The following is a 13,697-nucleotide window of genomic DNA, read 5'->3' as shown; positions in this document are numbered from 1 at the left end:
GCGCCGGTTTTTTTTCATCAAAAAACGGTTTTTCGGCGTTGTTCGAAACCGCTGTGCAAGCCACTGCAAACGCACTTTTTTCTCGCGTCACGCCGCGTAATTTCCCCTTTCCCGCCTCGACCTGAGCATCCACCGCTTGCACACTGCCGTCATGAAAAACGAAGCGGGTTTTACCCTGATTGAAATGCTTATTGCCGTTGCGTTGATCGCGATCCTGAGCGGCATGGGGCTTTCGGGCTGGCAGCACTGGCAGGCGCAACAACGGTTATGGCAGACCGCTCTACAAGTTCGCCACTTTCTGGAGCGGTTACGCGAGGAGGCTAACTGGCATAACCAGGTGCAACGGGTTTATTCGGTTCGAGAAGGTGAAGTCTGGTGCTTGCTCAATACGCCCTCAGCGGGCTGCGCCACGCCTGGTCCACTCGCCGTTATGCCTGGCTGGCCTGAGGTGACGCTCCTGGAGGTGACGCCATCGCTCGGTTTCTTTGGTTTGCGCAACACCGCATGGCCCGGTCATATTCGCGTGCGTAGCAGTGCCGGAGAATGGCGGATCGTGGTTTCAGCCTGGGGGCGCATCAGAATGTGTCAGGATGTAAAGGACACGCAATGTTGAACCGTCAACAGGGTTTTTCACTGCTGGAAACTGTACTGGCAATGGCTATCGGTAGCATATTGCTGCTGGCTTCAGCCCGCTTTTTACCGGCGCTGCAAGCTGCCGTTTTGCAGCAGACTCGTCTCCAGACGCTGGAAGACGATCTCTGGCAACGGCTCTGGGCGGTAGCTAAACAGTTACAGCGGGCGGGCTACTGTAATGGCAACTGCACTGGCCAGCCACTGGTTATCAGCAGTAGCGGTGAGTGCGTGATAATGCAGTGGGATGCCAACAGCAACGGACGCTGGGAATCTTCTGCGAGCAGTGAACCGGAGCAAACGGGGTTTCGCCTGCAAAATGGTGCACTGGAGACATTGCGTGGCGCAACGTCCTGTACCGGACGGGGCTGGGAAAAAACGACCGATCCCGCACAGATGTTCGTCTCGCGGTTTAACGTGACTATGCGCCAGACGCCAGGATATGCCCCGCAACTTACTGTTGCGCTCGCCGCCTCTCTTCCCAGCGATGCCGGAACGACAGTGAACGCGGTGCTGGACATCACCGGATATAACTTATGAATCGTCAAAGGGGAATGTCATCGCTGGCGCTGGTATTACTGCTACTGCTGCTCGGAAGCCTGATGCTGAATGGCCTGAGTCAGCAGCTTTCCAGCCATTTATGGCGTGTGAATCGGGAGATCCACGGATTACGCAATATTGCTGAAATCCACTCGGCAATGGCGTGGGCGCAACATCAGGTATGGCCATCACAACCCATGTTGCAGTGCCGGCAACCTGCTGGAGCGGACTGGCGCAGTTGCCTACGCATTTTCAGCGATAAGTCCGCGCTGCTGATCGTTGCGAACGAAGAGGATGCTCTGTGGCATCTGGCGGCAGTAAGCGGTAGTAATATCCGCTTACTGCCGCATGGCTGGAGTGATTTTTGTCCGCTAAAGGAGGTGGCGCTATGTCAGCTTCCCTGAATAAGCAACGGGGGTTCAGCCTGACTGAGGTACTGCTGGCGATGCTGCTGATGGTGATGGTGGTTACCGCTCTGGGCGGTTATCATCGGGCGCTGGCGTCAGGGTTCTGGTCCGCCAGCCAGTGGCGTCAGTTATGGCGATATGCATGGCAACAGGCGCAACCCGACGCGCCACCTTTGCCTCCCGGCTGGCAGGTAAAGCGGGGGCAGACAACGGCAGAGGGATGTGTCAGCATCAACGTCACCATCACCTCGCCAGTGGGCAGGCAGGGGCAGATGACGCGATTATTTTGCCCGAACAGTCAGTAGTCAGGAGCGCTTATGTTAAGGGTTTACCACTCCAATCGCCTGGATGTGCTGGAAGCATTGATGGAGTTTATTGTTGAGCGAGACAGGCTTGACGATCCCTTTGAACCGGAAGTGGTTCTGGTGCAAAGCACCGGCATGGCGCAATGGCTTCAGATGACGCTGGCACAAAAGTTTGGCATTGCTGCCAACATCACTTTTCCGCTCCCGGCGAGTTTTATCTGGGACATGTTTGTCAGCGTGCTCGATGACATTCCGAAAGAGAGCGCTTTTAGCAAGCAGAGCATGAGCTGGAAGCTAATGTCGCTGCTGCCGGAGATGCTGGAGCGCGAAGAGTTCGCCATGCTGCGTCACTACCTGAATGACGATGATGACAAACGCAAACTGTTTCAGCTTTCGTCGCGCGTGGCGGATCTTTACGACCAGTACCTTGTCTATCGTCCAGAATGGCTGACCCGCTGGGAAGCGGGCGAAACCGTTGATGGGCTGGGTGAGGCGCAACAGTGGCAGGCTCCGCTCTGGCGTGCTTTGGTGGAACATACCGCTGCACTTGACCAGCCTCACTGGCACCGCGCCAATCTCTATCAACGTTTTATCAATACACTCGAATCGGCACAGACGCCGCCTGCAGGTCTGCCGTCCCGTGTCTTCATCTGTGGTATTTCTGCACTGCCGCCAGTCTATTTGCAGGCACTACAGGCGCTGGGTAAGCACATTGATGTTCATCTGCTGTTTACCAATCCCTGCCGTTACTACTGGGGCGATATCAAAGATCCCGCATTCCTGGCAAAGCTGGTTACCCGCCAGCGCCGCCATCACCGCGAGGATCGTCAGTTTCCGTTGTTTCGCGATACGCAAAACGCAAGTGGGCTGTTTAACGATGACGGTGAACAGGATGTAGGAAACCCGCTGCTGGCCTCGTGGGGAAAACTGGGGCGCGATAACATTTTTCTGCTGGCAGGCATGGATCGTTATGAGGAACTGGATGCTTTTGTCGATATCACGCCCGGTTCCCTGCTGCAAAACCTGAAGTACGACATTCTGGAGTTGCAAAACAGCGCCGTGGCGGGTGTGACTGCAAAAGAGTTTGCCCACAGCGACAAAAAGCGAACGCTCGCACCTGACGATCGCAGCGTGACGGTGCATATCTGCCATAGCCCGCAGCGTGAAGTGGAGATCCTGCACGATCGTTTACTGGCGATGCTGGAAGCCGATCCGGAACTAACGCCGCGCGATATTGTGGTGATGGTGGCGGATATTGACAGTTATAGCCCCTACATTCAGGCCGTTTTCGGCAGTGCCAGCGGCGAGCGCTATCTTCCCTATGCCATTTCCGACCGCCGTGCCCGGCAGGCGCATCCGGCTCTGCAGGCTTTTATTAGCCTGCTATCGCTGCCGGACAGCCGCTTTGTTTCTGAAGATGTGCTGGCGCTGCTGGATGTTCCGGTGCTGGCGGCACGTTTTAACATTAATGAGGAGGGGTTGCGTTACCTGCGACAGTGGGTTAATGAGTCCGGTATTCGCTGGGGCATGGATGATGACAACGTGCGCGAGCTGGAGTTGCCGCCGACCGGGCAGCACACCTGGCAGTTTGGTCTCACGCGTATGCTCATTGGCTATGCGATGGAGAGCCGCCAGGGCGAGTGGCAATCCGTGTTGCCGTACGATGAGTCGAGTGGTCTGATTGCTGAACTGGTAGGGCATCTGGCAACGCTACTGATGCAACTGAATATCTGGCGTCGCGGGCTTTCCGAAGCGCGTCCGCTGGAGGAGTGGTTGCCGGTTTGCCGCGATATGCTCAATGACTTTTTCCTGCCCGATCAGGATACCGAAGCGGCGCTGGCGCTGATCGAGCAGGAGTGGCAGGCGATCATTGCTCAGGGCGTCGGTGCGAAGTATGGCGAAGCGATCCCGCTCTCTTTACTCCGTGATGAGCTGTCACAGCGCCTCGATCAGGCGCGTATCAGCCAGCGCTTTCTCGCCGGCCCGGTTAATATCTGTACCCTGATGCCGATGCGTTCCATTCCCTTTAAGGTGGTTTGCCTGTTAGGCATGAATGACGGTGTTTACCCGCGCACGCTCCCGCCGCTGGGGTTTGATCTGATGAGCCAGAAGCCGCAGCGCGGCGATCGTAGCCGACGCGACGACGACCGCTATCTCTTCCTGGAGGCGCTGATTTCGGCGCAGCAGCAACTCTATATCAGCTATATCGGCCGTTCTATCCAGGATAACAAAGAACGTTTCCCTTCCGTACTGGTACAGGAACTGGTCGATTACATTGGGCAAAGCCACTGTCTGGCGGGGGACGAAGCGCTGAACTGCGATGACAGCGAGCGCCGGGTGAAAGCGCATATCACGCATTTACATACCCGTATGCCGTTCGATCCGGCGAATTTTACTACCGACGAGTGGCAGAGCTATGCCCGTGAATGGCTGCCTGCGGCGAGTTCGCAGGGTGAAGCGCATTCACCGTTTATCCAGACGCTGGAAAGTCAGCCCCTGGAGACGCTCTCCTTCGATCAGCTTCAACGCTTCTGGGCGCATCCGGTTAGGGCTTTTTTCCAGATACGTTTACGGGTTAATTTCCGTCCGGAAGAGAGTGAAATCCCTGATGCCGAGCCGTTTATCCTTGACGGTTTAGACCGGTACCAGTTGAATCTTGAACTGCTCAACACATTAGTCGAGCAGCAGGACGACGATAAATTATTCCGCCGTTATCGCGCTGCGGGCCTGCTACCGTATGGCGCCTTTGGCGAAATCATCTGGGAAACACAGTGCCAGGAAATGCAGGAACTTGCCGGTCGCGTCATTGAGCAACGTCAGCCTGCCGTAAGCCAGGAGATCGATCTTCACTGTGCGGGTGTTCATTTAACGGGCTGGTTGTCACGTGTGCAACCGGATGGCCTGTTACGCTGGCGCCCCTCTTTATTGAGCGTTTCTCAGGGGCTACAACTTTGGCTTGAGCATCTTGTCTACTGTGCCAGCGGTGGCACTGGTGAAAGCCGGTTGTTTGTGCGCAAAGAAGGCGAGTGGCGATTCCCGCCTCTGAAGCCTGAGCAGGCAATGGATTCTCTGGCGCTGATGATCGACGGTTACCGGGAAGGGATGACGAAACCGCTATTATTAGTGCCGGAAAGCGGCGGCGCGTGGATAAAAGCCTGTTATGACGCCGCAAATGATGCCATGTTAATGGACGAGGAAACGCTACAGAAAGCGCAAAGCAAATTTTTGCAAGCCTGGGAGGGCAATATGATGGTTCGTGGTGAAGGTGAAGATATATGGTATCAGCGGTTGTGGCGTACCCTTGAGCCAGAGTGTTACGCTGAAATCACCGAACAGGCTCGCCGTTTCCTGTTACCGCTTTATCGACATAATCAGTCCGACTGACAGTATAAAAATTGCGCAATCCGTAAGCATTCATTATTATGCGCGACCGTCATGGACTGATATAACAAGAGTGCTGGCAAAGCCAGCGCGAGAATATCTGGCAGTTCCACAGTTACTGGAACCGCCAGAAACGTTAATGATGAGGTTCGTGAATGCCCCGCAGCACCTGGTTAAAAGTTTTCGTCCTGTTTTTTGCCCTCTGGGTGCCATTCAGTCAGGCCGACAATGGTTGGCAACCGGTTCAGGAAACTATCCGCAAGAGCGATAAAGATACCCGTCAGTATCAGGCGATTCGTCTGGATAATGACATGGTTGTGCTGTTGGTATCCGATCCGCAGGCGGTGAAATCTCTTTCCGCGCTGGTTGTACCGATCGGTTCGCTTGAGGATCCTGATTCCCACCCTGGCCTTGCGCATTACCTGGAACACATGACCCTGATGGGTTCCAAAAAATACCCGCAGCCGGACAGCCTCGCCGAATACCTCAAGCTGCATGGAGGCAGTCACAATGCCAGTACTGCACCTTATCGCACAGCTTACTATCTGGAAGTGGAAAATAACGCGCTTGACGGCGCCGTTGATCGTCTGGCGGATGCAATTGCCGCCCCGATGCTGGATAAGAAATATGGCGAACGCGAACGCAACGCCGTCAACGCCGAGCTAACCATGGCGCGTACCCGTGACGGGATGCGGATGGCACAGGTCAGCGCGGAGACCATAAACCCGGCGCACCCGGCTGCGCGTTTCTCCGGCGGTAACCTAGAAACCTTGAGCGACAAACCGGGCAGCCCTGTACACCAGGCGCTGCTGGCATTTCGCGATAAATTCTACTCTGCGAACCTGATGAAAGCGGTCATCTACAGCAACCGTCCGCTTAGCGAACTGGCGACGCTTGCGGTACAGACCTATGGCCGCGTACCGAATAAAAACATCACAAAGCCGGAAATCACCGTCCCCGTCGTTACCGATGCGCAGAAAGGTATCATCATTCACTATGTTCCGGCAGTGCCGAACAAAGTGTTGCGCGTTGAGTTCCGTATCGCTAACAACACCGCTGCGTTTCGCAGTAAAACAGATGAGTTGATCACGTATCTGATTGGCAATCGTAGTCCAGGCACGCTCTCTGACTGGTTACAAAGCCAGGGGCTGGTTGAAGGGATCCGCGGCGACTCCGATCCAGTGGTCAATGGCAACAGCGGCGTGCTGGCGATTTCCGCTACTTTGACAGACAAAGGTCAGGCGAATCGCGATCAGGTAGTGGCGGCGATTTTCAGCTATCTGCAACTGTTGCGTGAAAAAGGCATCGATAAGCGCTATTTCGACGAGCTTTCCCATATTCTTGACCTTGATTTCCGCTACCCTTCCATTACCCGCGATATGGATTATGTTGAGTGGTTGGCAGATACCATGATCCGCGTACCGGTTGCACATACGCTGGATTCGGTAAATATCGCTGACCAGTTTGATGCCAAAGCGGTGCAGGCGCGTCTTAACGAAATGACGCCGCAAAACGCCCGCATCTGGTATATCAGCCCGGATGAGCCGCACAATAAAACAGCCTATTTTGTCGATGCGCCTTATCAGGTCGATAAAATTTCCCCGGAAGCCTTTGCCGACTGGCAGAAGCGGGCGAGCGACATTACGCTGAAATTCCCGGAACTGAACCCCTATATTCCGGATGATTTTACGCTGATCAAACCGCAGAAGCAGTACGAGCATCCTGAACTGATTGTCGATGAGCCGACGCTGCGCGTGGTGTATATGCCGAGCCGTTATTTTGCCAGCGAACCGAAGGCGGATGTCAGCATGGTACTGCGTAATCCACAGGCGATGGATACCGCGAAGAGCCAGGTGATGTTCGCCCTGAATGACTATCTGGCGGGGCTGGCGCTCGATCAACTGAGCAACCAGGCGGCTGTCGGCGGGATCACTTTCTCCACCAATGCCAACAATGGCTTGATGTTGAATGCCAATGGTTATACCCAGCGCCTGCCACAGCTCTTCCAGGCGCTGCTGAGCGGATATTTCAGCTATACACCGACGGAAGAACAGCTTGCTCAGGCCAAATCCTGGTACGCGCAAATGATGGATTCGGCAGAGAAGGGTAAAGCCTTCGATCAGGCGATTATGCCGGTGCAGATGCTGTCGCAGGTGCCGTACTTCCAGCGTGAAGATCGTCGTGCGCTGTTGCCATCGATCTCCTTGCAGGACATTTTGCACTATCGCGATGCACTGAAAAGCAATGGGCGTCCGGAATTCCTTGTGGTTGGTAACCTTAGCGAGCAGCAGGCGAAAGACCTTGCACATGCGGTACAAAAACAGTTGGGTGCCAATGGGACAGTGTGGTGCCGTAACAAGGACGTCATTGTTGATAAACAGCAGAATGTGAGTTTTGAAAAAGCGGGCACCAGCACGGATTCCGCGCTGGCCGCGGTGTTCGTACCACCGGGTTTTGATGAGTTCAGCAGCTCGGCCTACAGCGCGATGCTGGGGCAAATTGTGCAGCCGTGGTTCTATAACCAGTTACGCACTGAGGAACAGCTTGGTTACGCCGTATTTGCTTTCCCGATGAGCATTGGTCGTCAGTGGGGCATGGGTTTCCTGTTACAGAGCAATGATAAGCAACCGGCGTATCTTTGGGATCGCTACAAGGCTTTCTTCCCGACAGCGGAAGCGAAGCTGCGGGCGATGAAACCGGAAGAGTTTGCTCAAATCCAGCAGGGGGTGATTGCACAAGTTGTGCAAGCACCGCAAACGTTAGGTGAAGAGGCTTCCAAACTCAGTAAAGATTTCGATCGCGGCAATATGCGCTTCGATTCCCGTGATAAAGTAGTCGCTCAGATAAAACTGCTGACGCCGCAGAAACTTGCCGACTTCTTCCATCAGGCGGTGGTAGAGCCGCAAGGCATGGCGATATTGTCGCAGATCTCCGGTAGCCAGAGCGGGAAAGCGGAATATGCTCAACCGCAAGGCTGGAAGGTCTGGGACAGCGTCAGCGCCCTGCAGCAATCCTTACCGAAGATGACCGAGAAAGATGAGTGAAACCACTGCTGAGACCCTTGATCCCCTGCGCTTGCCGCTTACCGGCGAGCGCCTGATTGAAGCCTCAGCGGGTACAGGCAAAACATTCACCATCGCCGCACTCTATTTGCGGCTGCTATTAGGGCTGGGCGGTAATGCCGCCTTCCCGCGACCACTCAGCGTTGAAGAGTTGCTGGTGGTAACGTTCACTGAGGCCGCGACCGAAGAGCTGCGTGGCCGTATCCGTAGTAATATCCATGAGTTACGCATTGCCTGCCTGCGAGAAAGCAGCAGCAACCCCTTATATGCCCGTTTGCTGGAGGAGATTGCCGATAAGCAGCAGGCGGCATACTGGCTGATGCTGGCCGAGCGGCAAATGGATGAGGCGGCAGTCTTTACCATTCATGGCTTCTGCCAACGCATGCTCAGCCTGAACGCATTCGAATCTGGCATGCTGTTTGAACAGCAACTGGTGGAAGATGAATCCCTGCTGCGCTATCAGGCCTGCGCGGATTTCTGGCGGCGTCACTGCTACCCGCTGCCTCGTGAGATTGCCCAGGCGGTTCATGCATCGTGGAAAGGGCCACAGGAACTACTGAAGGCGATCGATCGCTACCTGCAGGGCGAAGCTCCGCAGATCAAATCCCCACCGTCGGCGGATGAAACGCTGGTTTCCCGGCACCAGCGCATTATCGCTCTGATTGATGCTATCAAGCAGCAGTGGAACGCCGCAGTTGCCGAAGTGGAGCCGGTGATTGAAGCGTCCGGCATTGACCGACGCAAATTCAACCGCGGCAATCAGGCAAAGTATATTGAGCGTGTATCTGCCTGGGCGCAGGAGGAGACGCGCAGTTACCTGCTGCCGGAGGCTCTGGAGAAGTTTGCTCAGTCTTTCCTTGCCGAACGCACCAAAGCGGATGGTGTTGTGCCGGAGCATCCACTCTTTGTTGCTATTGAGGAACTGCTGGCTCAGCCGCTAACGCTTGATGATCTGGTGCTGACCAGCGCAATGCGTGAAATCCGCGAGGCGGTGGCGAAAGAGAAGCGTCGTCGTGGCGAGCTGGGTTTTGACGATATGCTGAGCCGTCTGGATAGTGCCTTGCGTAGTCCGAACGGCGAGGCGCTGGCCGCGGCGATCCGTGGACGTTTCCCGGTGGCGATGATCGATGAATTTCAGGATACCGATCCGCAGCAGTACCGTATTTTCAGCCGTATCTGGCACGGGCAGACAGAGTGCGGCCTGTTGTTAATTGGCGACCCGAAGCAGGCCATCTACGCGTTTCGCGGTGCCGATATTTTTACTTATATGAAAGCGCGCGACGAAGTGAGCGCTCGCTATACCCTTGATACCAACTGGCGCTCGTCGCCGGGAATGATCGCCAGCGTTAACCGCCTGTTTATGCAGATGGAAGACGCCTTTATGTTTCGTCAGATCCCCTTCCTGCCGGTTAGATCCGCCGCTAAAAATGCCGGTCTGCGCTTCACCTTTCGTGGAGAAATGCAGCCAGCCATGAAAATGTGGCTGATGGAGGGTGAAGGTGTTGGTGTCGGCGATTACCAGGGTTTTATGGCGCAGCTCTGCGCCTCGCAGATCCGCGACTGGCTGAGTGCTGGTCAGCAGGGTGAGGCGCTGCTGTACGAAGGTGAGGGCGAGCATGAGAAAGTGCGACCGGTTAGAGCCTCGGATATCACCGTGCTGGTGCGCAGCCGCCATGAAGCGTCGCTTATTCGCGATGCCCTGATGCTGCTGGATATTCCCTCTGTCTATCTCTCTAACCGTGACAGCGTGTTCGATACGCCGGAAGCGCAGGAACTGTTGTGGCTATTGCATGCCGTGTTGGCACCGGAACGGGAGAGCACGTTGCGTAGCGCGTTAGCTACCTCCATGCTGGGGCTGACCGCGCAGGATATTGAAGCGCTGAATCTCGATGAACAGGCGTGGGATGAGAAAGTTGAGGAGTTCTCTCACTACCGCGAGTTGTGGCAAAAACGCGGTGTGATGCCGATGTTGCGCACATTGATGAGTGCACGCAATGTGGCGGAGAATTTACTGGCGACGCCAGGTGGTGAGCGGCGTTTAACCGATATTCTGCATATCAGCGAACTGTTGCAGGAAGCCGGGACGCAGCTTGAAAGTGAGCATGCACTTACACGCTGGCTGGCGCAGCGCATCGCTGAACCGAATGCCAATGCCTCCAGTGAGCAGTTGCGTCTGGAGAGTGACAAACATCTGGTGCAAATTGTCACCATCCATAAATCGAAAGGTCTCGAGTACCCACTGGTCTGGCTGCCATTTATTGCGAATTTCCGCGTCCAGGATCAGGGGTTCTATCATGATCGCGAATCGTTCGCGGCGATGCTTGATTTAAGCCATGGCGACGAGAGCGTCGAACTGGCGGAAACCGAGCGCCTGGCGGAAGATTTGCGTCTGCTGTATGTGGCATTAACGCGTTCGGTCTGGCATTGCAGCCTGGGGATCGCGCCACTGATCCGCCGCCGCGGCGGCAAAACGGGCGAAACTGATTTCCATCAGAGCGCGCTTGGGCGGCTGATCCAGAAAGGTGAAGCGCTCGATGCAGCGGGTTTGCAGCGCGCATTGCAGGCGCTGTGCGATGACGATATTGCCCTTTGCACACCGCCCGTTGCCGATAGCGCCCGATGGCAGTTGCCGCAAACGCCACTGCCTGTGCTGAACGCGCGGAAAGTGACGCGGAAAATTGCCGATGACTGGCGCGTGACCAGCTATTCCGGCTTGCAGCAGCGTGCTCATGGCCTCGCCCAGGAACTGCTGCCGCGTCTGGATATCGATGCGGCTGGTGAGCATGAGGTTATGGCTGAACTGAAGCTGACGCCGCACCAGTTTCCGCGTGGCGCCGCGCCGGGAACCTTTTTGCATAGCCTGTTTGAAGATCTGGATTTTACCCAGCCAATCTCGCCGCAATGGATGGCGGAAAGAGTGCTGGTGGGGGGGTACGAAGAACACTGGGAGCCGGTACTGAGCCGCTGGTTGGAGAGCGTGTTGCATGCGCCGCTGACCGGGACGGGCATTTCGCTAAGCCAGCTTACGGAGAAGGAGAAACAGGTTGAGATGGAATTCTACTTGCCTGTGACGCAGACACTGAGTGCCCAGGCGCTGGATGTGCTAATCCGGCGCTACGATCCGCTGTCGGCAGGGTGCCCTCCGCTCGATTTCCGCGATGTACGCGGTATGCTGAAAGGTTTTATCGATCTCGTCTTCCGCCACGATGGGCGCTACTACCTGCTGGATTACAAATCCAACTGGCTGGGCGAAAGTGCGGAGGCCTATACGCAGGCGGCGATGGCGACGGCAATGCAGTCGCACCGCTATGACTTGCAGTATCAGTTATATAGCCTGGCGCTGCATCGTTACCTGCGCCACCGCATTGCGGATTACCGTTACGAACAGCATTTCGGCGGCGTGATCTACCTTTTTTTACGCGGCGTTGAAGCGCAAAACCCGCAGCAGGGGATCTTCACTACGCGTCCTGACGCGGCACTGATCGAACAGATGGATACGTTATTTGCCGGAGAGACGCAGGAGGCGGCGCTATGAGTATGACAACGCGATTACGTGAGGCGGCAGAACTGAAATTGTTGCGCCCGCTCGATGTGCAGTTCGCTCTGACGGTGGCAACAGAAGATGAACCTGCGGTGATGCTGGCAGCGGCGCTGCTCAGCCATGACGCAGGTGAGGGACATGTCTGTTTACCACTTTCGCGCCTGACGCCAGAAGTGTATGCCAGCGCAGGAGCGATCTTTAACCCGCTTTTTGAACTGGCCGGGAACCCTGGTGACTGGCGGCAAGTGCTGCTGGCATCGCGCGCTGTCAGCGACGGCGAAACGCCAGCGCCGTTGGTGCTGATAGGGGACCGCCTCTATCTGAATCGTATGTGGCAAAATGAAAGACAAGTGGCGGCATTTTTTGCCGAACGGCAGAGCCAACCCGACGTTGATGAAACACGGCTGACGCAGGTACTGGAGACATTTTTCCCGGCAACGGGCGACGTAAACTGGCAGAAAGTGGCGGCAGCCGTGGCGCTTACCCGGCGTATTTCGGTGATTTCCGGCGGGCCGGGAACCGGGAAAACCACGACAGTGGCAAAATTACTGGCGGCACTGGTACAGATGGTGGACGGTAGCAAATGCCGCATTTGTCTGGCTGCGCCGACCGGCAAAGCTGCCGCACGGTTAACCGAGTCGCTGGGCAATGCGCTGCGTCAGTTGGATCTGACAGAACAACAGAAAACGATGCTGCCAGCCGAAGCCAGCACGCTTCATCGTCTGCTTGGCGCGCAGCCGGGTAGCCAGCGGCTGCGACATCATGCGGATAACCCGCTGCATCTTGATGTGCTGGTGGTCGACGAGGCTTCAATGATCGATTTGCCGATGATGTCGCGATTGATCGATGCACTGCCGCCGCAGGCCCGGGTGATATTTCTTGGCGATCGCGATCAACTGGCCTCGGTAGAAGCCGGGGCGGTGCTGGGTGATATCTGTGCGTGGGTGAACGCTGGCTATACTCCGGAGCGCGCGGCGCAGCTATCGCGCTTAACCGGCTCAACGGTTCCCGCCGGAGAAGGGCACTGCGCCAGCACGTTGCGCGATAGCCTGTGTTTGCTGCAAAAAAGCTATCGTTTTGGCAGTGATTCCGGCATTGGTCAGCTGGCGGCGGCGGTCAATCGGGGTGATAAAAATGCCACCAGAGCGGTGTTTAGTCATAGCTTTGGCGATATTGAACGTAAACCATTGCAGAGCACAGAAGAGTATCGGGCGATGATCGACGACGCGCTCGCCGGTTATGGCCATTATCTGTCGCGGGTGCATAGTAACGCCGCGCCGCAAGAAATTATTGCGGCGTTTAGCGAATACCAGTTGCTGTGCGCATTGCGCGAGGGGCCGTTTGGGGTTAGCGGGCTGAATGAGCGTCTGGAACAGGCGCTGCTGCGTAAAGGGCAGATTTCACGCCCGGCGCATTCGCGCTGGTATCACGGTCGTCCGGTTATGATCTCGCGTAATGATTCAGCACTGGGCTTATTTAACGGCGATATTGGTATTGCGCTGGAGCAGGGGCAGGGGATCCGCGTCTGGTTTCCGCTGCCGGATGGTAGCATCAAGTCCGTGCAGCCCAGTCGCCTGCCGGAGCATGAAACGGCGTGGGCAATGACCGTGCATAAATCACAGGGGTCGGAGTTCGATCATACGGCGCTGATCCTGCCTGGGCAGTTTGTACCGGTTGTCACGCGTGAGCTGGTTTACACTGCCATTACCCGTGCACGCAGGCGACTGTCGCTCTATGCGGACGAGCGTATTCTGGCGCAGGCCATAGCTACCCGCACCGAGCGGCGCAGTGGGCTAGATGCGTTATTTAGCGACGTAGCGTAATGCCCCCG

8 protein-coding genes are annotated in these 13,697 nt (G+C 56.2%); all 8 read left to right on the top strand.

All coding sequences use genetic code 11. From position 1 onward, the window contains the following. The first annotated feature begins 151 nt into the window (after positions 1–151). The gene (locus tag BM427_RS09330; protein WP_090121081.1) at positions 152–613 is read left to right on the top strand and encodes a prepilin peptidase-dependent protein; all 462 of its coding nucleotides are present in this window, start codon (positions 152–154) and stop codon (positions 611–613) included. After that, a complete protein-coding gene (locus tag BM427_RS09325; RefSeq protein WP_090121079.1) occupies positions 607–1,170 on the top strand; it encodes a prepilin peptidase-dependent protein in 564 nt (187 codons plus the stop codon). The genes BM427_RS09330 and BM427_RS09325 overlap by 7 nt, the downstream gene beginning before the upstream one ends. Next, positions 1,167–1,574 carry a DUF2509 family protein gene (locus BM427_RS09320; protein ID WP_090121077.1) on the top strand — a complete coding sequence of 136 codons (408 nt, stop codon included), beginning with the start codon at positions 1,167–1,169 and terminating at the stop codon, positions 1,572–1,574. Before BM427_RS09325 ends, BM427_RS09320 begins: the two co-directional genes overlap by 4 nt. After that, positions 1,559–1,882, top strand: coding sequence for a prepilin-type N-terminal cleavage/methylation domain-containing protein (locus BM427_RS09315; protein ID WP_090121075.1), 324 nt, complete (start codon positions 1,559–1,561; stop codon positions 1,880–1,882). The genes BM427_RS09320 and BM427_RS09315 overlap by 16 nt, the downstream gene beginning before the upstream one ends. A 12-nt stretch (positions 1,883–1,894) precedes the next feature. After that, a complete protein-coding gene (gene recC / locus BM427_RS09310) occupies positions 1,895–5,266 on the top strand; it encodes an exodeoxyribonuclease V subunit gamma (protein ID WP_090121074.1) in 3,372 nt (1,123 codons plus the stop codon). A 152-nt stretch (positions 5,267–5,418) separates the two neighbouring features. Beyond that, positions 5,419–8,307 (top strand): pitrilysin, encoded by a 2,889-nt coding sequence (ptrA, locus tag BM427_RS09305; RefSeq protein WP_090121072.1) that lies wholly within the window; start codon positions 5,419–5,421, stop codon positions 8,305–8,307. Next, positions 8,300–11,860 carry an exodeoxyribonuclease V subunit beta gene (gene recB, locus BM427_RS09300; protein WP_090121070.1) on the top strand — a complete coding sequence of 1,187 codons (3,561 nt, stop codon included), beginning with the start codon at positions 8,300–8,302 and terminating at the stop codon, positions 11,858–11,860. Before ptrA ends, recB begins: the two co-directional genes overlap by 8 nt. Then, positions 11,857–13,689 carry an exodeoxyribonuclease V subunit alpha gene (gene recD / locus BM427_RS09295; protein WP_090121068.1) on the top strand — a complete coding sequence of 611 codons (1,833 nt, stop codon included), beginning with the start codon at positions 11,857–11,859 and terminating at the stop codon, positions 13,687–13,689. Before recB ends, recD begins: the two co-directional genes overlap by 4 nt. Positions 13,690–13,697: the final 8 nt, after the last annotated feature.

It is taken from the genome of Kosakonia arachidis (assembly GCF_900116535.1).
Lineage (GTDB): Bacteria > Pseudomonadota > Gammaproteobacteria > Enterobacterales > Enterobacteriaceae > Kosakonia > Kosakonia arachidis.
The sequence above is the reverse complement of the archived record's forward strand: the minus strand, read 5'-3'. Positions and strand labels throughout refer to the sequence as shown.

Coding starts and splice junctions, on each gene's coding strand:
- BM427_RS09330 (WP_090121081.1), top strand. CDS start 152: ATGAAAAACGAAGCGGGTTTTACCCTGATTGAAATGCTTATTGCCGTT.
- BM427_RS09325 (WP_090121079.1), top strand. CDS start 607: ATGTTGAACCGTCAACAGGGTTTTTCACTGCTGGAAACTGTACTGGCA.
- BM427_RS09320 (WP_090121077.1), top strand. CDS start 1,167: ATGAATCGTCAAAGGGGAATGTCATCGCTGGCGCTGGTATTACTGCTA.
- BM427_RS09315 (WP_090121075.1), top strand. CDS start 1,559: ATGTCAGCTTCCCTGAATAAGCAACGGGGGTTCAGCCTGACTGAGGTA.
- recC (WP_090121074.1), top strand. CDS start 1,895: ATGTTAAGGGTTTACCACTCCAATCGCCTGGATGTGCTGGAAGCATTG.
- ptrA (WP_090121072.1), top strand. CDS start 5,419: ATGCCCCGCAGCACCTGGTTAAAAGTTTTCGTCCTGTTTTTTGCCCTC.
- recB (WP_090121070.1), top strand. CDS start 8,300: ATGAGTGAAACCACTGCTGAGACCCTTGATCCCCTGCGCTTGCCGCTT.
- recD (WP_090121068.1), top strand. CDS start 11,857: ATGAGTATGACAACGCGATTACGTGAGGCGGCAGAACTGAAATTGTTG.